The organism is Enterococcus olivae, from assembly GCF_053760925.1.
This window is the reverse complement of the sequence record NZ_JBSMVT010000003.1, coordinates 83,570-103,086: the sequence shown is the minus strand read 5'-3', so window position 1 is coordinate 103,086 and position 19,517 is coordinate 83,570. Positions and strand designations below refer to the sequence as shown.

The 19,517-nt window shown below is 41.2% G+C and carries 18 protein-coding genes; all 18 read left to right on the top strand.

All coding sequences use genetic code 11. The annotated features are described in order from the left end of the window. Positions 1 to 18 precede the first annotated feature (18 nt). The 18 genes from ACWODM_RS03880 (at position 19) to ACWODM_RS03795 (ending at position 19,482) form a co-directional block, all read left to right on the top strand. Positions 19 to 1,875 (top strand): BglG family transcription antiterminator, encoded by a 1,857-nt coding sequence (locus ACWODM_RS03880; protein ID WP_455320059.1) that lies wholly within the window; start codon positions 19 to 21, stop codon positions 1,873 to 1,875. Positions 1,876 to 1,890: 15 nt separating this feature from the next. Further along, entirely contained in the window at positions 1,891 to 2,757 is an 867-nt protein-coding gene (locus tag ACWODM_RS03875; RefSeq protein WP_455320058.1) for a ketose-bisphosphate aldolase, read from the top strand. A gap of 21 nt (positions 2,758 to 2,778) precedes the next feature. Then, complete coding sequence (locus ACWODM_RS03870; RefSeq protein ID WP_455320057.1) at positions 2,779 to 4,680, top strand: PTS fructose transporter subunit IIABC; 1,902 nt, start codon at positions 2,779 to 2,781, stop codon at positions 4,678 to 4,680. Positions 4,681 to 4,828: 148 nt separating this feature from the next. After that, complete coding sequence (locus tag ACWODM_RS03865; protein WP_455320056.1) at positions 4,829 to 5,635, top strand: Cof-type HAD-IIB family hydrolase; 807 nt, start codon at positions 4,829 to 4,831, stop codon at positions 5,633 to 5,635. 127 nt (positions 5,636 to 5,762) lie between these two features. Continuing rightward, positions 5,763 to 6,614, top strand: a complete 852-nt coding sequence (gene ispE / locus ACWODM_RS03860; protein WP_455320055.1) for a 4-(cytidine 5'-diphospho)-2-C-methyl-D-erythritol kinase — start codon at positions 5,763 to 5,765, stop codon at positions 6,612 to 6,614. A 141-nt stretch (positions 6,615 to 6,755) separates the two neighbouring features. Beyond that, on the top strand, positions 6,756 to 7,697 hold the full coding sequence (locus ACWODM_RS03855; protein ID WP_455320054.1) for a metal ABC transporter solute-binding protein, Zn/Mn family: 942 nt from the start codon (positions 6,756 to 6,758) through the stop codon (positions 7,695 to 7,697). 33 nt (positions 7,698 to 7,730) lie between these two features. Then, positions 7,731 to 8,411 carry a metal ABC transporter ATP-binding protein gene (locus ACWODM_RS03850; RefSeq protein WP_455320053.1) on the top strand — a complete coding sequence of 227 codons (681 nt, stop codon included), beginning with the start codon at positions 7,731 to 7,733 and terminating at the stop codon, positions 8,409 to 8,411. Beyond that, entirely contained in the window at positions 8,384 to 9,226 is an 843-nt protein-coding gene (locus ACWODM_RS03845; RefSeq protein WP_455320052.1) for a metal ABC transporter permease, read from the top strand. The genes ACWODM_RS03850 and ACWODM_RS03845 overlap by 28 nt, the downstream gene beginning before the upstream one ends. A gap of 141 nt (positions 9,227 to 9,367) precedes the next feature. Continuing rightward, the gene (gene purR, locus ACWODM_RS03840) at positions 9,368 to 10,189 is read left to right on the top strand and encodes a pur operon repressor (RefSeq protein ID WP_455320051.1); all 822 of its coding nucleotides are present in this window, start codon (positions 9,368 to 9,370) and stop codon (positions 10,187 to 10,189) included. A gap of 369 nt (positions 10,190 to 10,558) precedes the next feature. Next, positions 10,559 to 11,389, top strand: a complete 831-nt coding sequence (locus ACWODM_RS03835) for a transporter substrate-binding domain-containing protein (RefSeq protein ID WP_455320050.1) — start codon at positions 10,559 to 10,561, stop codon at positions 11,387 to 11,389. 17 nt (positions 11,390 to 11,406) lie between these two features. Beyond that, on the top strand, positions 11,407 to 12,747 hold the full coding sequence (locus ACWODM_RS03830) for a CapA family protein (RefSeq protein WP_455320049.1): 1,341 nt from the start codon (positions 11,407 to 11,409) through the stop codon (positions 12,745 to 12,747). 13 nt (positions 12,748 to 12,760) lie between these two features. Beyond that, on the top strand, positions 12,761 to 13,519 hold the full coding sequence (locus tag ACWODM_RS03825; protein WP_455320048.1) for an amino acid ABC transporter permease: 759 nt from the start codon (positions 12,761 to 12,763) through the stop codon (positions 13,517 to 13,519). 2 nt (positions 13,520 to 13,521) lie between these two features. Further along, positions 13,522 to 14,268 carry an amino acid ABC transporter ATP-binding protein gene (locus tag ACWODM_RS03820; protein ID WP_455320047.1) on the top strand — a complete coding sequence of 249 codons (747 nt, stop codon included), beginning with the start codon at positions 13,522 to 13,524 and terminating at the stop codon, positions 14,266 to 14,268. Positions 14,269 to 14,469: 201 nt separating this feature from the next. After that, positions 14,470 to 14,874, top strand: a complete 405-nt coding sequence (ndk, locus tag ACWODM_RS03815; protein WP_455320046.1) for a nucleoside-diphosphate kinase — start codon at positions 14,470 to 14,472, stop codon at positions 14,872 to 14,874. 18 nt (positions 14,875 to 14,892) lie between these two features. Continuing rightward, a complete protein-coding gene (locus ACWODM_RS03810; RefSeq protein WP_455320045.1) occupies positions 14,893 to 15,699 on the top strand; it encodes an SDR family oxidoreductase in 807 nt (268 codons plus the stop codon). A gap of 103 nt (positions 15,700 to 15,802) precedes the next feature. Then, positions 15,803 to 17,176 carry a bifunctional UDP-N-acetylglucosamine diphosphorylase/glucosamine-1-phosphate N-acetyltransferase GlmU gene (gene glmU / locus ACWODM_RS03805; protein ID WP_455320044.1) on the top strand — a complete coding sequence of 458 codons (1,374 nt, stop codon included), beginning with the start codon at positions 15,803 to 15,805 and terminating at the stop codon, positions 17,174 to 17,176. Positions 17,177 to 17,291: 115 nt separating this feature from the next. Continuing rightward, the gene (locus ACWODM_RS03800; protein WP_455320043.1) at positions 17,292 to 18,272 is read left to right on the top strand and encodes a ribose-phosphate diphosphokinase; all 981 of its coding nucleotides are present in this window, start codon (positions 17,292 to 17,294) and stop codon (positions 18,270 to 18,272) included. Positions 18,273 to 18,492: 220 nt separating this feature from the next. Continuing rightward, the gene (locus tag ACWODM_RS03795; protein WP_455320042.1) at positions 18,493 to 19,482 is read left to right on the top strand and encodes a helix-turn-helix domain-containing protein; all 990 of its coding nucleotides are present in this window, start codon (positions 18,493 to 18,495) and stop codon (positions 19,480 to 19,482) included. The last annotated feature ends 35 nt before the right edge of the window (positions 19,483 to 19,517 follow it).

The window sequence follows — 19,517 nt, the reverse complement described above, 5'->3', positions numbered from 1 at the left end:
TATCAAGGGGAGGTCATCATGAAAAAGAAACATCATCAGCTGATTAGTTATTTGAACAGTAAAAATGGCGAGTTTGTATCCTCAACTGTCCTTGCAGAAATTTTGAATGTTACAGATCGAAGTATTCGAAATTATGTAAAAGAAATCAACAGCAATCCTGCAAGTGGCATCGTCATTTCTTCATCTCCTCAAGGGTACAAGCTACGTTCGAATCATCAGAATGACGAGTATAAGAAAGGGGACGAATACGGAACAAATTTAGAAAATGAACTTTTAGAATTTCGGATCATTCAATTTTTAATGAATCAAAGGGAATATATTTCTTATGATGAAATTGCCAATATTTTTTTCTATTCCTCTCAGACGATTAGAAGTCGTGTTCAGAAGCTTACGGTCAAGATTCACGAGTTGGGTGTTGGTGTAGACATCGATACCAAAGTGTTTCGAGGAATCAAATTGGCTGGGACAGAGGTCCAAAAAAGAATTCTTTTGGAACTTTTTTTTACTAATATTTTTATCAAAAAAGAAGTGTTTCGAGATTTATTGATGAGGGAATTTAGTGAATGGCTTGAAAAACCTGTATTGAAAAAGATTTTTCATACCGTAGACAAGATCAATACAGAATTACATTTGAGTTTGGAGTTTTTGATGTATAAAAAACTCATCACGCAATTGGTAATCATCGTTCATCAGATCAATACAGGACATCAGGTTGTCATTGAGCAGGAGCAGTTGGAAAAAGTGGAAGTATTCAAGGAATTTGAAGTAGCTAAGAAGCTACAGCAAGAGTTATCTGACTGTATTTCGATGGATGACAAGGAAATCTTGTTTCTAGTCAATTATCTTATTTCTTTGCAACTGGGCTTAGGTAAGATTTCGATTGTCGGTCAAGATGAGGATATTTTGACCAAGATTCAACGAATTTTATTTGATATTGAAGAAATCTATCACGTAGAAACCTATTCCAAAAAGCGATTCCGAGAAAGCATCACCGAACATATTTATAGGATCATTCATCCTGCCTCGCAAAATATTTTGCTCTACAATCCGTATATCAAGGAAGCGAAGACGGAATACTTTTTCTCTTTCAGCATTGCGTCCAATATCGCACTAAAGCTGGAAAAAGAATTTGACTTGGAAATTCAAGACAGTGAAATTGCTTACTTGGCTTATCATATTCAGGTTATTTTAGAATCTCAGGATAAAAAGAAAATCAAGACGATTATTTTATTCAATCGCAATTATGAGCGTATCAAATTATTGGCATCAAAATTAGTTACTTATTTTGATGAATTGGAAATCGTTCGTATTGAAAAATATACCAATACCTTTCAATTTGAAGAGAAGTATCTGTATATTGGGATCGATTTGATCGATGCTGCAATCGAATTACAAAATTTTATTAATATCGGCTATAAATTTCAAAAATCTGAGATCAAAAAAATCGATTACTTTCTAGAATCACAAAATTCAATTTTAGAGAAGGTAAATATTTATCGAATCGAAGCAAATACACCGGAAACCGCAATAAAAGAATTGTTATTCAAAGATGACCAGTCACATATGCTTGAACCAATATTAAAGAGAGAAAGGATGTCTTATACGTCTATCGGTAACTTGGTAGCTATTCCCCATTCTTATCTGGACAATCAGAAGTATCAGGAAAAGATTATTATCGGTATTTTAGAGAAACCCATCTTATGGGGAGCGGAAAATGTACAGTTGATCTTGATTTATATTCCTTCCTCAGACATCCGAAGAAATGAGTACGTTTTTCAGGAATTCTATCAGAAAACCAAAGATTTAGAAGCAGTCAGAGAATTGATCAAAACCAAAAATAAACAAGAATTTATCCAGCGATGGAATACAATTTGAAAGGAAGTTTTTACTATGTTAATGAATACGAAAGAGTTACTTCAGACCGCTTATGAAAATAATTTTGCAGTAGGTTCTTTTAATGTTGCAAACAGTGAATTTGTAAAGGTAGTGATTGAGGCAGCGGAGGAACAAAATGCTCCAGCTATCATCCAGATTCATCCTAATGAGATTGAATTAGTTGGTGATGACTTTGCTAAGTATGTTGTCGAGGCTTGTAAGAATACGTTTGTACCAATCGCTATTCATCTAGATCATGGAGCAACCGTTCAAGATGTTCAGCGCGCAATCAAAAATGGTTATACCTCTGTTATGATCGATGCCTCTCATGCGAGCTTTGAAGATAACATGGCTATTACTAAAAAAATTGTTGAGTTGGCACACGCTGTAAATGTCTCTGTAGAAGCGGAATTAGGTACAATTGGTTCCAATGAAGGCAGTTCGGAAGGTGGCGCAGATCAGATTTTGTATACAGATCCGGAAGATGCGAAGACCTTTGTTGAAAATACTGGAATCGATATTCTAGCTGTAGCGATCGGGACTTCTCACGGTCAGTACAAACATCAAGGAAAACCAGAGTTGAAAATCGATTTACTGGAGGAAATCAATCAGCAGGTAGATATCCCATTGGTCTTACACGGTGGAAGTGACAATAAAGATGAAGAAATCAGCCAAACTTATCAGCATGGCGTGGCAAAAATCAATCTGTCCACAGATATGAAAAATGCTTTCTTCAAAGAAATGCGTACCTTTTTGACAGAAAATCCAGGTGCTTACGAACCAGACGTTATTATGCCAAGTGCTCGTAAAGCGGCAAAAGATCTGGTGAAACAAAAGATGGATCTGTTTGGTTCTACAGGAAAAATCAAATTTTATAGATAGTTGTCTGGGAGGAGTAGAAAAATGAAATTAGAGGATTTAATTACGTCAGATAATATTATTTTAAATTTAAAAGGTCAAAATCAGACAGAAGTCATCGATGAAATGGTTCAAAAGCTTTCAGAGAACCTTATCGTTACTGATGCTGTTGCATTCAAAGAAGCAGTTTGGAAACGGGAAAAAGAGATTTCTACGGCAATTGGAGATGGTATTGCTATCCCTCATGCACAGAGTGAAGCAGTTAAAAAACCGGCAATCATTGTAGGACGAACTCTTGTAGGAGTGGATTATGGTGGAGAGCATACTCATTTGATTTTTATGATTGCAGCGCCTAAAAATGCTTCAAATGATCATTTGACTTTGTTATCCAAGCTCTCTACTTTTTTGATCAGCGAGAATTTTCGTGCAAAATTATTGATTGCGCGTGATGAAGAAGATATTTTAACAGCAATCAAGGAACAGGAAAAACGTCAAGAAGTAACGTTGACAGATAGTACAGATAATGGAAAATACTTGGTCGGTATCACAGGCTGTATGACAGGAATCGCACATACTTACATGGCTGCAGAAGCTCTGAAAGCTGCTGCTACAAAAAGAGGGATGAAAGCAAAAATTCAGACCAATGGAGCGAATGGAGCGGAAAACGTTTTGACTCCTGCCGATGTCAATCAGGCAGACGCAATCGTTCTAGCACATGATGTCCAAGTAGACACAACAGTTTTCAAAGGGAAACGTTTTGTGGATGTTCCGGTCAAAAAAGCGATCAATGAAGCAGATCAGTTACTTGATCTTGCGCTTTCTTATCAAATAAAAAGTAATGATTCTGTGCCGGTAGAAGAGTACAGCATAGAGGAAACAAAGGAAGAGTCCAAACTAGATTTTTATAAGCATATTATGAGCGGAGTTTCTTATATGTTGCCATTCGTTGTAGTTGGCGGAATATTCATTGCGATCTCCTTTATGTTTGGTATTTATGCAGCTGATCCCAATAGTGATCAGTATAATGTGTTCGCACATTTCTTTAGTCAAGTGGGTGGAGAAGCAGCTTTTGCACTGATGGTACCAGTATTGGCTGGGTATATCGGATATAGTATTTCTAGCAAGCAGGCTTTGGCACCTGCCATGATTGGTGGGATGATGGCGACAATTGGCGGTTCAGGTTTCCTTGGTGGGATGGTTGCTGGTTTTCTAGCTGGCTTTGCAACAAAATATGTTGCTAAAATGATGGTTAAAATTCCTCGAGCCTTTCAAGGTTTGGTTTCTGTCTTGATTACCCCACTGATCAGTACACTGATTGTCGGTGCTTTTATGTTCTTTATTTTGAATACGCCGATGTCCATGTTGAATGTTTTCCTTGAAGGCTGGTTAAGCGGTCTAACAGGTACGAATGCCTTGATTCTTGGCGCGATTTTAGCAGGAATGATGGCTTCTGATATGGGTGGCCCGATCAATAAAACTGCTTCTGCTTTTGGATTGGCTATGTTTGCAGCCAATATCTTTGAACCATCAGCAGCCTTGATGGTTGGTGGTATGGTTCCGCCATTGGGAATTGCTTTGGCAACAACATTCTTTAAAAACCGATTCACCGAACAAGAAAGAGAAGCTGGAAAAGCAAGTTATGTGTTGGGAGCAAGTTTTATCACTGAAGGAGCGATTCCTTTTGCAGCAGCTGATCCAATGCGTGTGATCCCTGCAAATATCATTGGTTCAGCGATTGGTGGAGCGATCTGCATGGGCTTGAACATCAGTCTGAAGGCTCCTCATGGTGGTATTTTTGTTATTCCAATTGCAGCAAATAAGCCGTTGTTATATATCGCTTGTATCTTATTGGGATCAATCATCACCTGTTTGATCATTGGCTTTTTAAAGAAACCCTTAACAGAAGAGGAGCAAAAAGTAGCCTCTGAAACGATGAGCATTTTTTAAACAATAAAAACTAAAAGTAGGAAGCTCCGAACAAGTGTGAGCTTTCTACTTTTTTCTTTGCGAAGAGCCAGCCCTCGAAAAATTTTCCAACTTGTGTCTGTTTTCTTCCTGTGCTATCGTTTGTTTGAGAAACAAAGGGAGGGCATTCATGGTTAAATTAATTGCAGTAGATATGGACGGTACATTTTTAAATAGTCAAAAAACCTACGACAAGCAACGATTTCAGGCGATTTTTGACGAGCTGAAAAAAAGAGAGATCAAATTTGTCGTAGCTAGCGGCAATCAATATGCACAACTGGCTTCATTTTTTCCCGAAATCACAAAAGAAATCACCTTTATTGCTGAAAACGGGATGTTGATTTTAGACAAAGGTGAGATTATTTTTGAAAAACATTTTACTAAAGAAGTGATCCTTGCAGTGACTACTTATCTGAAAGAAACGTATCCAGGTATTCAGATGGTCATCAATGGATTGAAGGCTTCTTATTTAGAGCATCGAATGTCTCCAGAATTTAAAAAGCTGATTGAATTTTATTGTCCATCTTATGAAATGGTAGATGATTTGTTGGCGCTTGATTTTGAGCAGGAAAAATACATCAAATTCGTTTTAGATGTCCCGGTAGCGGAAACAGTAGCGATCTCTCAAGATCTCAGTGAGAAGTTTCCAGAAGAGATTTGTCCGGTTTCCAGTGGTCACGGCAACATCGATCTGATCGTTCCGGGAAATCACAAGGCCAATGGTCTGAGAATCTTGTCCGAGCGCTGGAAGATCGAACCGGAAGAGATGATGGCTTTTGGTGATGGTCAAAACGATTTGGCGATGCTGAAATACGTGGGACACAGCTATGCAATGTCCAATGCGGCTACTTTTGTCAAAGAGGTAGCGAAATATGAAGCACCACATAATGATGAAAGTGGTGTGCTGCAAGCGATAGAAGCCTATCTGAATGCCTAGAAAAACGCGTGATTCTTCTTTTGAAAAGCAAATTTCTTCAAAAAATCAGTATCTTCTCAGTGCCTAGACAAGTGAAATTTGCTATGATAGAAGAATACAACACGACTATTTTCAAGTAGGTGGAATTATGGAAATTATAGAGAAAGCACCAGCGAAAATCAATTTGGGCTTAGACGTTCTTTATAAACGAGAAGATGGGTATCATGAGCTTGAAATGGTTATGTCGAGTGTGGATCTAGCAGATCGTCTGACTTTTGAAACACTTCCTGAAGATAAAATCATTGTGGAGACAAATAAAGCTTTTTTGCCGATTGATAAGCGAAATAATGTCTATCAGGCAGCGGCTATTTTAAAAGAGCGCTGCGGTATCAAAGAAGGCATCAAAATTTCAATCACTAAGAATATTCCTGTGGCGGCTGGCTTAGGCGGAGGCAGTACAGATTGTGCTGCGGCGTTGAGAGGAATGAACAGATTATGGGATCTAAATCTTTCCCTAGAGGAACTTGTGGCAATGGGCATCAAAGTTGGGACAGATGTTCCTTATTGTTTATACGGTACGACCTCCTTTATCAGTGGAAAAGGCGAGATCGTCCAATCGCTTATCCCGATGCCTCAATGCTGGGTCGTTCTGGTGAAGCCGCAGATCAGTGTGTCAACGAGAAAAATTTTTCAGCAGTTGAAGGCGGAAGAATTGCCTCATCCGGATATGCGAAAGCTGTCTGAAGCTATTTTGAATCAGGATTATGCATCCATGATCCAATACATGGGGAACAATATGGAGGATGTGACGATCCCTAAGCATCCAGTCGTTCAGCAAATCAAAGATCGAATGCTCAAATATGGAGCGGATGTTGCTTTGATGAGTGGCAGTGGTCCGACGGTCTTTGCCTTGTGCCGCAAACATTCCCGTGCACAGAGGATCGTAAACGGGCTGAAAGGTTTTTGCGAGGAAGTCTATCTGGTTCGTACATTGAAATAGAAACGAAGCTGATTGCTAAAAGGAATAGCGATCGGCGTTTCTTTTTTTCTTGACGAAAGTCTCAACCTTTGATACATTATCTTTTGGTATCAAATCGTAAAGTTTACGATTTAATTAGAACGAAGAATGAGGAAGACTTATATGAAAAAATTACTTGTTGCTGGTGCAGTCCTGTTGAGCAGTCTGCTGTTAGCTGCTTGCGGTAATACGACTACAGAGGAAGAAGCATCACTGGAGGTCGTTGCGACCTTCTATCCAATGTATGAATTTACAAAAGCTGTGATCGGTGATGAAGGAGAGGTTTCTTTGCTGATTCCAGCAGGCACGGAAATGCATGATTACGAACCGAGTGCCAAAGATGTGGCACAGATCGCAGAGTCAGACGCCTTTGTTTACAATAGTCAGGAGCTTGAATCTTGGGTTGAACGCTTGGGTGACAATGTCGATCCAGAGCAGACACTCTTTATCGAAGCTGCCAGTGAAATTTCATTGATGGAGGCGGGTTCTCAGGAAGCGGATGATCATGATCATGACCACGACCACGAAGAAGAGCATCACCACAGTCATGATCCCCATGTTTGGGTCGATCCGGTAATGGCAATGACCGAAGTGGAAACGATCCGAGATCAATTAAGTGAAAAATATCCAGAGAAAAAAGCGATCTTTGAAGCAAACAGTGACGCGTATTTGGCAGAATTGGCTGCATTGGATCAGGAGTTTCGTTCTGCTTTTCAAGAGGCTGATAACAAGACCTTTGTGACTCAGCATGCGGCATTTGCTTATTTGGCAAAACAGTACGGATTGATTCAAGAATCGATTGCGGGAATCTCTTCAGAGGAAGAACCAACACCAAGCCGTCTGGCGGAGCTGAAACACTTTGTCGAGGAACATCAGGTCGAAGTGATTTACTTTGAAGAAAATGCTTCTTCCAAGGTAGCCGAAACACTGGCAAAAGAGACCGGTGTTATTTTGGAAGTTTTGAATCCTCTGGAAAGCTTGACGGATGAGCAAATCGAAGCTGGAGAAACCTATGTGAGTGTCATGCGTGAAAACTTACAGGCTTTGCAGCTAAGTATTCAATAGAAGGAATGATTGTATGAACAAGGAGGGAAGCTTGTGCATTATATAGAAGTCAAAAATTTGACGTTTTACTATGATGATGAACCGGTACTGGAAGGCGTCAATTACCATGTAGATGCCGGAGAATTTGTCATTTTGACGGGAGAAAACGGTGCAGCAAAATCAACATTAGTCCGGGCAACACTAGGCTTGTTAAAGCCAGCCAAAGGTGAAGTAGCGATCGCCAAGAAAAATAACGAAGGCAAGCGATTGAGTGTCGGCTATATACCACAGCAGATCGCCTCTTTCAATGTGGGCTTTCCAAGCACTGTATTGGAGTTGGTTCGTTCAGGACGCTACCCGAAAGATCGTTGGTTCAAAAAATTGACCCAAAGAGACCATGAACATGTCCAAAAAGCCCTAGAAGCAGTCGGTATGTGGGACATGCGTCACAAAAAAATCGGTGAACTGTCTGGTGGACAAAAACAACGAATCAGCCTGGCGCGGATTTTTGCGACAGATCCAGATTTGTTTATCCTGGATGAACCAACCACCGGGATGGACGAAGAATCTCGGAAGAATTTTTACCGTTTGCTGCGTCACAGCGCTCATCAGCATGACAAAGCGATCCTGATGATCACCCATGACCATGAGGATATCAAAGAGTATGCGGATCGTCAGATTCGTCTAGTAAGAAAGGAGGACTCTCAATGGCGTTGCTTTCATATGAGTTCATGAGACGAGCATTTTTAGCAGCGATTTTTATTGCCGGGATCGCGCCGATGCTAGGGGTCTTTCTAGTGATCCGTCGTCAGTCTTTGATGGCAGATACTTTGTCTCACGTTTCGCTGGCAGGGGTTGCATTGGGTTTTTTCCTTAATTTGAACCCAACCTTGACGACCATGCTAGTAGTGATCTTAGCAGCGATTGTTTTAGAATACTTGCGGACGATGTATCGTAGTTATTCAGAGATCTCGATCGCTATCCTGATGTCAGGGGGACTGGCTTTGGCCTTGGTACTGATGAAATTGAGCGGAGGTAACTCCTCTACCAGTATCCAGTCCTATTTGTTCGGTTCGATCGTAACGATCACAGCGGATCAAGTCGTCTTTTTAGGCATATTGTTCGCCATTACAACAGTCTTGTTCTTACTTTTCAAAAAACCGATGTATGTCTTGACCTTTGACGAAGACACGGCGCATGTCGATGGCTTACCTGTGCATTGGATGTCAATGTTGTTCAATGTTTTAACCGGTGTCGCGATCGCCGTGATGATACCAATTGCCGGTGCGTTACTGATCTCGGCAATCATGGTCTTGCCAGCAGCGATCAGCATGCGTTTAGGAAAAAGCTTTAATATCGTGATTCTGATCAGTATTGTGATTGGTCTGTTTGGCATGTTGAGTGGTCTGACCAGTTCCTTTTATCTGGACACACCACCGGGAGCCACGATCACACTCGTGTTTATTGGCTTGTTTTTACTAGTCAATCTGTTCAAACGAGGTTTAACGACAATTCAGCGTAAAAATAGAGAAAAAAACCAAAAGAAGTGAGAAACGAAAATTTCTCACTTCTTTTTTATTGAATCCTCAGAAATGACGAACAATTTCCCGGAAAAAGAAGAAAAGACTCGAAAAATGTAAGGAAAAGCTATATAATAAGGGGAAAGAATGAGGGAAAAGGAGTTGGGTTTCGTGAAGGTTCGTCGTAGTGAACGCTTGATTGATATGACTCACTATTTACTGGATCATCCGCATGAATTGATTTCATTGACTTTCTTTGCCAAACGCTATGCGTCAGCAAAATCGTCGATCAGCGAAGATCTAGCAATCATCAAGAAAACATTTAAAGAAAGAGGAACAGGCTTATTAAATACAATCCCTGGCGCTGCCGGAGGGGTTATTTTTGTGCCGATGATTTCAAAAGAGGAGGCAAAAGAATATATTCTTGCCTTGTCTGAGCGGTTGTCTGAACAGGACCGTTTGCTTCCTGGTGGCTATGTTTATTTATCTGATTTATTGGGAGAACCCGAATTGCTGCGTCAGGTCGGACGAATCATCGCTTCCAAATATTTGGGAGAAAAGATCGATGCGGTCATGACAGTGGCAACGAAAGGTGTACCGATCGCTCAAGCGGTGTCGTCCTATTTGAATGTGCCGTTTGTGATCGTTCGTCGGGATTCTAAGATCACAGAGGGTTCGACTGTCAGTGTCAATTATGTATCTGGCTCGTCTGAACGCATCGAAAAAATGGAATTGTCTAAACGCAGCCTGAAACGTGGTTCGCGTGTGCTAGTCGTGGATGACTTTATGAAGGGCGGCGGAACGATTCATGGGATGCAAGGCTTGATCGAAGAGTTTGAAGCAGAGTTAGTAGGCATCACAGTCTTTGCAGAAGCCAAATTCCGGGGAGAACGTGCAGTCAAAGACTACACTTCTTTATTGTTCGTTGAAGACGTCAATACACAGACCAAAACGATTTCTGTAGTACCAGGAAATTATTTTACAGAAGAATAGGGAATGGGGAAGATGTTACAAGTGAAATTCGCTTGTAGCATCTTTTTTATTAGCAAATAAAAAATAAATAATGAATGATAGATAAAGTGTATATGCATTTGGATCTCTGGAAACTGACAGAGCCACTGATTCAACGCTTTTTAAAAGGATTAGAAACTGAAAAAGAATCCGTATGATAGTTTTTTTCTATCATTGCAAAAATTGACATTCAATAATCCCCTAGATAAGATAGACTCTATCTATTACAATAATGGAAAAGGTAGAATCAGATACCAAGAGGTTTTATTTTAATGGGATGAAAGACAAATTTGATAGCGTTTTTCTATCACTCTATAGAATCATTGTAAGAAAATTAAAAGGAGGAAGAAAATGAAAAAATTATTTTTAACGAGTCTATTGGCAGTAGCAGGGGTGTTCTTATTAGCAGGATGTGGCAGTTCTTCGAATGAAGAAGGTGCAGCAGAAGGAAAGACAAAAATCGTTGCAGCAACAAGTGGCGTCAGTAACCCGTTTAGTTATGAAAACGACGGAACGTTGACAGGTTTTGATGTAGAAGTCTTGAGAGCTATCTTTGAAGGACTTCCGGAATATGATTTTGATATCCAAGTGACAGAGTTTGACAGTATTTTGAATGGCCTGGACAATGGACGTTATCAATTAGGAGCGAATAATTTTAGCTCAAATGAGGAACGAAAAGAAAAATATGATTTCTCTTTACCGATCATAGATAATCCTAATGTATTCGTTGTAAGAAAATCGGATGACACACTAAAATCGTTAGAGGATCTAAAAGACTATAAAGCGGTGACTGAAGTCGGTAACTCAGGTGCAACGATGTTGGAGAACTATAACAGTGAGAACCCGGATGCGCAAGCTGAGATCATCTACACGGAAGAAAATTTTGTCAAACAGTTCCAAGACATCGAAACTGGTAAATACGATGTGCGGATCATTTCACAAGTTTCTGCAGAAAAAGCCATCGAAGAGCATGGCATGACTGAATTGAAAGTCGTTCCATTTGAAGACACAACTAGAGATTCAGGAGCTTACATCTTGTTTTCAAAAGCAGCTGACGATGAGGAATTCAAAGAAAAGGTAAATGATCGTTTGAAAGAAATGTATAACGATGGCACATTGAAAAAAATCAGTGAAGAGCAACTAGGCGGAGACTTCTTACCAGATGCTTCTGTTTATGAGTAAGAGAGGAGTTTCAAGGAATGAAAATGATTTTTGCCGGAGATGCACTATTTTCAAGTAGAAACTTAAAAGAGACTATCGATGAACAAGTTTTCAAAAAGTTACAAAGTGCCGACTTTGCTTTTGCGAATGCCGAATTTGTTACACCTAAACATACCACAGCACCCGCTGCTGGGAGGGGTTATCAAACCAGTGTCCGTCCTGAAACGTTGGATGAGTTTAGTGATTTAAACATTCGTTATGTTTCTTTTGCCAACAACCATACAGGTGATTACGGTATCGAGGGATTGTTGGATACGATCGATGCAGCTAAGTCGAGAAATCTGGTTCCTTTAGGTGTGGGATATAGTCTTTCAGAAGCGAGAAAGCCAACGTTTATTGATTCGAAAGATGGACGGATTGGTATCGTAACTGTTGCTGTGACAAGAAGTGAAGTCTTTGCAGCAGCAGATGGTGGCAATGGTGTGGTCTCTCGTCCTGGGGTCAATCCATTGCGCTGGAATCGTACGTATGTGGTCTCTGAAGAAGATTTTGCTCACTTACAGGCGATCGATGAACGCATCGGTACAGCTGAAAGTATGCGGGTCGGTAAGAGGATCGAAACCTTTAAAGGGGATCCTAATAAACTGGATTTGGGTTCTTTTTTTGAAGGCTATCTGACTTTTGAAAAAGGGGAGCAGCCCGGTGTTTGTACGCATCCAAATGAAGAAGACCAGCGTGAGATCTTGCGCTATATTGAGGATGCCAAAGAACGCAGTGACTTTGTGATCGTCAATTTGCATACACATGAAGGAGAAAATGAAAACTGGTATTCTGATTATGCGCCAGCATTTATTGAAGAATTTTCTCATCTTGCAGTAGAGGCAGGAGCCAATCTAGTCGTCGGACACGGCGCTCATTTTACGCGTGGCATTGAAATCTATCAACAGGGAACAATTTTTTACAATATTGGCAGCTTGCTGATGGAATTTGAAGCAGGAGAATCGATCATTTCTCCTGAGATGTTTTCAGCTTACGGTTATGCAACTAATGAAGTAGCCTCTACTTTGCATAAGAATCGTACAAAGGATAGCGAGGGGAACTGGCAAGGGTTTTACAGTGATCCGATGTTTTCCGAGAACTTCTTTTTGGAGATTCTTTTTGACAGAGAGACAGACAGTTTTGAAACAACGTTGGTACCTATCGACTTGCAATTGACCAATGCTCGTGTCACTAAAAGAGGCTTGCCTGTATTAGCTTCTGAAAAACAAAAAGCGTCTCTTCTGAAGAGATTAAACAATATTAGTCAAGAACGTTACCAAACACAAGTCATTGAGAAAAATGGCGTGTTCTATATTGAAAAAAGCACTGCGAGGGATTAAAGGGGGCATCTAAATGGAGAAGTTATTTGATATCTCAGTTGTTTTTTCGAGTATTCCTCGATTACTAAGTTTTCTACCGATCACCTTGCAAATCACATTTATAGCCATGTTGATTGGACTGATTTTGGGACTACTCTTAGCGATCATTCGGATCAAAGAAGTCCCAGTCTTGTCTCAGTTAACAGTGGTTTTTATCTCCTTCATTCGAGGAACCCCACTGATCGTTCAGCTGTATTTGACTTATAATGGGATTCCGCTACTTTTGAGATATATCAACATGACCTATGAAACCAACTATAATATCAACAATCTGCCAGCTTTGCTGTTTGTGTTGGTAACTTTTGGTATCAACGAAGCGGCCTATAATTCAGAAACGATTCGTGCAGCACTGCTTTCTGTAAACAAAGGACAAATCGAAGCCGCAGAGTCTTTGGGGATGACTTATTTTCAAGTATTGAAACGAGTAATTTTACCAGAGGCAATGATCGTGGCTGTGCCGCCACTGGGCAATGCCTTGATCGGTCTGTTGAAAGGAACCTCCTTGGCCTTTGTTGCCGGTGTAATTGAAATGACGGCACAAGGTAGGATCATCTCCGGAGGGAATTTCCGTTTCTTCGAAGTATATCTAGCTTTAGCGATCATTTACTGGGGACTAACGATTCTCATTGAACAATTGTTACGCATACTGGAACAGAGATTTGCTATCAGCGATACCGTAGACAAAGGACGAAAACGTCATTTGTTTCGAACGACTGAAAGGGGAGATGTATAGGTATGATCAAAATAGAGCATCTTTCAAAAAAATTTCAAAAGAATGTGGTATTGGATGATATCTCATTTGATGTCAAACAAGGGGATGTTGTAGCGATTATTGGCTCTTCCGGTGCTGGGAAATCGACATTGCTGAGATCGTTGAATTATCTTGAAAAGGCAGACAGGGGAAATATCACTATCAATGATTTTCAAGTAGATTTTACCAATCTGACGAAAGAGAAGCGCTTGGAGTTACGTAAAAAGACGGCGATGGTTTTTCAGCAGTTCAATCTTTTTCAACAACGTACTGCATTGGAAAATGTCATGGAAGGATTACTGGTTGTAAAGAAATTACCCAAAGAAACCGCGAAAAAAATTGCCAAAGAACAGCTAGCAAAAGTCGGAATGAGTGATCGGGAAAGCTATTATCCCAAACATTTGTCTGGTGGACAACAACAGCGTGTAGGAATTGCTCGGGCTTTGGCAATGGAACCGGAATTGCTGTTACTGGACGAGCCTACGTCAGCCTTGGATCCAGAGTTAGTCGGAGAAGTATTACAAACGATCAAACAAACCGCTGCAACCGGACAGACAATGATTCTAGTTTCACACGAAATGCGATTCGTTAAAGAAGTCTCTACAAAGGTTCTGTTCCTTGATAAAGGAAAAATTGTAGAACAGGGAACGCCAGATGAGGTGTTCAATCATGCGAAATCAGAAAGAACCAAACAGTTTTTGAAAAGATATTATGAAACTGAAAATGAATAGTTTTAAAGCACAGAAATGCCCTTCATTGATTCTTTAGATGAGGTGGTGTTTCTTTTTTTCAGAACAGCTTTTATATCCTTGTCGTTTAAGAGAACCTACAAACGTGTGTGGCCTCCTTTGTGTCTTTTTGATTACTGGTCTATCACTACCATTGATTTTACGGTACAATCGAAGTATATCAATCGGACAGAGGTGGAGTGTATGCAGGAACAAACATTAGTCATTATCAAGCCGGATGGGGTTCAGCGACAGCTAGTCGGTAAGATTTTTCAACAATTAGAAGCAGCAAATCTGAGTTTTTCTTCTTTGAAAATGGAAACGCTGTCTAGAGAGATTCTCAAGCAGCATTATCAACATCTGACAGACAAACCGTTTTTTCCAACGCTCTTGGACTATATGACGGAAGGACCTGTCGTCTTGATGGTTGTTGAAGGCGAGCAGGCGGTAGCACGTGTCCGCCAGATCGTTGGCGCTACCGATCCTTTGAAAGCTGAGATGGGTAGCTTGCGAGCAGCTTTTGGGGTGAATCAGACCCGTAATCTGGTTCATGCTTCAGATTCAGTGGAGGCTGCCAAAGAAGAAATCCAGCGTTTTTTTGGAAAATGACAGAAAAGGAGACAATCTATGAGCCATCAAGTTTATCCCCTACAAAATAAACGGATGTTTATCACAGGTGTCAGTCGCAAACGAGGTATCGGCTATGCGATCGCTAAAAAGTGTGCCGAGTTGGGTGCTTCCTTATGTATCCAGCATTACGAGGAGCATGATGCCCGCCAGGAATGGGGCGCAGAGAGCGTAGAGGAAGTCTTTACTGAATTGAAGCAGTCACTGATAGAGGGTGCCACTTTCCAGACAGTTCACGTAAATTTTGAAAAGGACGAGGAGTTCGAACAGCTGGCTGCTTTTTTCCAACACAATGGTCCCATCGATTTTTTGGTTTGCAACCATGCGCTGTCAGGAAACGATGGCAAACTAGAAGAGATCACTGCCGAGGATCTTGACCGACATTGGCAGGTCAACACCAAATCAACGATCTTGCTTACCCAGCTTTTTGCCAAGCAGCATGATCAAAGTCGAGGGATCGGCAAAGTCATCTTTATGATCTCAGGACAAAGCCTAGGCCCGATGCCTGGTGAGATCAGCTATGCACTGGCAAAGGGAGCTTTGGCAGAAAGTGTCCAAACCTTGGCGTACAGCTTGTCCGCACAAAAAATTACCCTGAATGCCGTCAATCCCGGAGTAACAAATACAGGGTATTTGGACGAAGCAAAAGAGTGGGGCGAAAATCAACAGGTCTTTCCTTTTGGGCGTTTCAGTCAACCAGCAGATGCGGCTAACTTGATTGCTTTCCTGCTTTCCGACGAAGGCTCGTGGATCACGGGACAGATCATCAACAGCGAAGGAGGATTTCGACGAATCCCCTTTGACTAGAGTCGGTGAAAATTGGTCTAGCTGCAAATATCAAGGAATAGTTGAAAAGTTGTCACAATTGGGCTACACTAAAACAAGCAAAAAATCGAATGGAGTGAATCGTGTGAACTCACGTTATGCAATTATTTTAGCAGCAGGTAAAGGAACACGCATGAAATCAAAGCTTTACAAAGTCCTGCATCCTGTCTGCGGCAAACCGATGGTGGAGCATATCATCAATCGAGTGGAAGAAACGAAACCTGAAGAAATCGTGACGATCGTTGGTCACGGGGCAGACAAAGTGAAAGCACAGCTAGGAGAACGCAGTCAGTATGCACTACAGGCTGAACAATTAGGAACGGGTCATGCAGTGATCCAAGCAGCCGAATTCTTAAAAGGAAAACCTGGAACAACACTGGTCATCAGTGGGGATACACCTTTGCTGACTTCTGAAACACTAGACAATCTGTTTGATTACCATCAAGGAAAAGGGGCTTCTGCTACGATCTTGACTGCTCATGCAGAAGATCCAACAGGTTACGGTCGCATCCTGCGTGACCATGTAGGAATCGTGGATCGTATCGTCGAACAAAAAGATGCAACATCAGAAGAAGCACAAGTCAAAGAGATCAATACAGGAACTTATTGCTTTGACAATGAGCTACTCTTTGATGCTCTGGAAAATCTCAACACAGACAATGCGCAAGGGGAATACTATTTAACAGACATCATCGAGATCTTGAAAGCAGACGGCAAGAATGTTGCGGCTTATCAAACGCAAGATTTTGATGAATCTTTAGGAGTCAATGATCGGGTGGCTCTTGCTGAAGCTAATCGAATCATGCGGGAACGCATCAATCATCAGCACATGATCAATGGTGTGTCCTTTGTTGATCCAGCTGCGACGTATATCGATGCAGGAGTCAGAATTGGAGCCGAAACCGTAATTGAACCAGGAGTGTACATCAAAGGTGAGACCGTGATTGGGGAAAATTGTGTGATTACTGCCCAATCTCAGATCGTTGACAGCATCATCGAGGACGATGTTGTTGTTAAGTCATCGGTCGTTGAAGAAAGCGTCGTTCGTTCAGGCGCAGATGTCGGTCCTTACGCCCATTTGCGTCCAAAAGCAGAAGTATTAGAAAACGCCCATATCGGAAACTTTGTAGAAGTCAAAAATGCTGTCGTGGGTGAAGGAACGAAAGTCGGTCACTTGACCTATGTTGGCGATGCAACCCTAGGAAAAGATATCAATGTCGGATGCGGGGTCGTCTTTGTCAACTACGATGGCAAAAACAAACATCGGACCGTTGTGGGAGATCACAGTTTCATCGGTTCGTCTACGAGTATCGTTTCTCCCGTACAGATCGAAGCCAACAGCTGTATCGCCGCTGGCTCGACAATCACAGAGGATGTGCCTGAGCATGCCTTGGCAATTGCCCGTGCCAGACAGGTAAATAAAGAGAATTATGCAAAAAATTTCCCTTATAATCAATAAGTACGTCCAAATGGCTTGATTTCTTGGCGAAAAATGACTACTATTTACTAGGAAGATGATTCTAGTAGATAGTGGTCTTTTTACTAGTCGAAATGTAAAGAAAGTGGAGGTTCTCATGTCGAATCATTATTTTGATCCAAAATTAAAGATTTTTGCGCTAAATTCTAATCGTCCATTAGCGGAAAAAATTGCTGCTGCAGTAGGTGTAGAATTAGGGGAGTGTTCCGTAAAACAATTCAGTGATGGGGAAATCCAAGTCAACATTGAAGAAAGTATTCGTGGTTCACATGTGTATATCGTGCAATCAACAAGTAGTCCAGTTAATGACAACTTGATGGAGCTTTTGATCATGATCGATGCACTAAAACGTGCGAGTGCGAAAACGATCAACGTCGTAATGCCTTACTATGGCTACGCTCGTCAGGACCGTAAAGCACGCTCTCGTGAACCAATCACAGCAAAACTAGTAGCGAACATGATTGAAAAAGCCGGTGCGAATCGTATGGTCACACTCGACTTGCACGCATCACAAATTCAAGGTTTCTTTGATATCCCAGTGGATCATTTAATGGGTGCCCCATTGATCGCCAATTACTTCTTGGAAAACAAGATTCAAGGGGATGATGTAGTAGTTGTTTCTCCTGACCATGGTGGTGTAACACGTGCACGTAAATTAGCAGAATTCTTGAAAGCACCGATTGCCATTATTGACAAGCGTCGTCCACGGGCGAATGTAGCAGAAGTCATGAACATTATTGGTCAAGTTGAAGGAAAAGTATGTGTGCTGATCGATGATATCATTGACACAGCAGGTACGATCACATTAGCAGCAAATGCGTTGAAACAAGCCGGCGCGAAGAGTGTCTATGCGTCTTGTACGCATCCAGTCTTGTCTGGCCCAGCTTTAGAACGTATTTCTGATTCAGCGATTGAACGCTTGGTCGTAACAGATTCAATCAACTTGCCAGAAGAGCGTAAAATCGACAAAATTGATGAAATCAGCGTAGGTGTTTTGATGGCAGAAGCAATCAAACGTATCCATGAGAACAAACCAGTGAGTCCATTATTTGAAACAAAAGAAGCGTTTGGTAACTAAAAAAACACGCTCAATAAACCAGAGAACTTTTTTTCGACGGAAAAAGGTTCTCTGGTTTTTTCTTCTTGAAAAAGACTGGTTTTCTTTTATTAAGAGGCTTTATAATAGAGCTGATTGTAAGTGCAACTGCTAGTTGACACATTGAAAGGCGCGGAGTGATGGTAGGCAACTCACTCAGATGATAAGATTGATCCAACAAGAACATAAGGAGGATACAGAGATGATTTTTGGAGACAAGCTGATCCAGCTGCGCAAAAAAGCAGGTTGGTCACAAGAAGAATTAGCCGAACAAATGAATGTTACTAGGCAATCCGTTTCAAAATGGGAAGGAGCGCAATCTGTTCCAGAGCTTGAGAAAATCATTCGTCTTTCGGAGCTGTTTGGTGTGAGCACCGATTATTTGCTTAAGGATGAGATCGAAACTGTAGAGAGTCTGCCATCTGAAGATGTATCGACATTGAAACGAGTATCAATGGAGGAAGCCCATGCCTTTCTTATTGTAAAGGAAATCACATCGAAAACGATCGCGCTGGCCACTTTTTTATGTATTTTATCACCGCTCACCTTATTCGTATTAGGAGCGATCAGTGAAGTTCCCGAGTATGGTTTGGCAGAGAATGTAGTAGGAGGAGTCGGCATGATTTGTTTGATTCTTCTTGTCGCAATAGCGGTTGCGCTATTTATTTCAAGTGGGAGCAAAACGGCACCTTTTGAGTATCTGGAAAAAGAAGCATTTGAAACAGCGTATGGTGTGAGTGGCATGGTTAGGGAACGTAAAGCGCAATATAGCAAAACCTATACAAGAAATAATATCATTGGCGCTAGTCTTTGTATTACTGCGCTCCTGCCGCTTTTTGGCGGAGTGATAGTGAATGACCAGAATGACCTGTTGTTGGTGATCATGCTGGCGGTTTCTTTGGTGATTGCAGGAATGGGGGTTGTTTTCTTTGTTCGTAGTGGTGTCGTGTGGGCAAGCTATGAAAAGCTGTTGCAAGAGGGAGATTATACCAAAAGCAAAAAAGAAAAACAGGCTGTTGTAACGACAGTCACACTTGCCTACTGGTTGCTTGCTGTTGCGATTTATTTAGGCTACAGTCTGTCTACCAATGACTGGAGAGACGGTTGGATCGTTTGGATCATTTCAGGAGTGATTTTTCCTGCGGTCGTCGGGATCACTCAATTGCTTGGCAGAAAAAGTGAGGAGAGCTGATACTGACAGGTTTGTCTATCGAAAGACTTTGTTCA

What these genes read in the sequence shown, in the direction of transcription:
- ACWODM_RS03880 (WP_455320059.1), top strand. Translation starts at nt 19, where the DNA reads ATGAAAAAGAAACATCATCAGCTGATTAGTTATTTGAACAGTAAAAAT.
- ACWODM_RS03810 (WP_455320045.1), top strand. Translation starts at nt 14,893, where the DNA reads ATGAGCCATCAAGTTTATCCCCTACAAAATAAACGGATGTTTATCACA.
- ACWODM_RS03835 (WP_455320050.1), top strand. Translation starts at nt 10,559, where the DNA reads ATGAAAAAATTATTTTTAACGAGTCTATTGGCAGTAGCAGGGGTGTTC.
- ACWODM_RS03830 (WP_455320049.1), top strand. Translation starts at nt 11,407, where the DNA reads ATGAAAATGATTTTTGCCGGAGATGCACTATTTTCAAGTAGAAACTTA.
- ACWODM_RS03865 (WP_455320056.1), top strand. Translation starts at nt 4,829, where the DNA reads ATGGTTAAATTAATTGCAGTAGATATGGACGGTACATTTTTAAATAGT.
- ACWODM_RS03825 (WP_455320048.1), top strand. Translation starts at nt 12,761, where the DNA reads ATGGAGAAGTTATTTGATATCTCAGTTGTTTTTTCGAGTATTCCTCGA.
- ACWODM_RS03855 (WP_455320054.1), top strand. Translation starts at nt 6,756, where the DNA reads ATGAAAAAATTACTTGTTGCTGGTGCAGTCCTGTTGAGCAGTCTGCTG.
- ACWODM_RS03800 (WP_455320043.1), top strand. Translation starts at nt 17,292, where the DNA reads ATGTCGAATCATTATTTTGATCCAAAATTAAAGATTTTTGCGCTAAAT.
- ACWODM_RS03795 (WP_455320042.1), top strand. Translation starts at nt 18,493, where the DNA reads ATGATTTTTGGAGACAAGCTGATCCAGCTGCGCAAAAAAGCAGGTTGG.
- ACWODM_RS03870 (WP_455320057.1), top strand. Translation starts at nt 2,779, where the DNA reads ATGAAATTAGAGGATTTAATTACGTCAGATAATATTATTTTAAATTTA.
- ACWODM_RS03845 (WP_455320052.1), top strand. Translation starts at nt 8,384, where the DNA reads ATGGCGTTGCTTTCATATGAGTTCATGAGACGAGCATTTTTAGCAGCG.
- ndk (WP_455320046.1), top strand. Translation starts at nt 14,470, where the DNA reads ATGCAGGAACAAACATTAGTCATTATCAAGCCGGATGGGGTTCAGCGA.
- ACWODM_RS03820 (WP_455320047.1), top strand. Translation starts at nt 13,522, where the DNA reads ATGATCAAAATAGAGCATCTTTCAAAAAAATTTCAAAAGAATGTGGTA.
- ACWODM_RS03875 (WP_455320058.1), top strand. Translation starts at nt 1,891, where the DNA reads ATGTTAATGAATACGAAAGAGTTACTTCAGACCGCTTATGAAAATAAT.
- ispE (WP_455320055.1), top strand. Translation starts at nt 5,763, where the DNA reads ATGGAAATTATAGAGAAAGCACCAGCGAAAATCAATTTGGGCTTAGAC.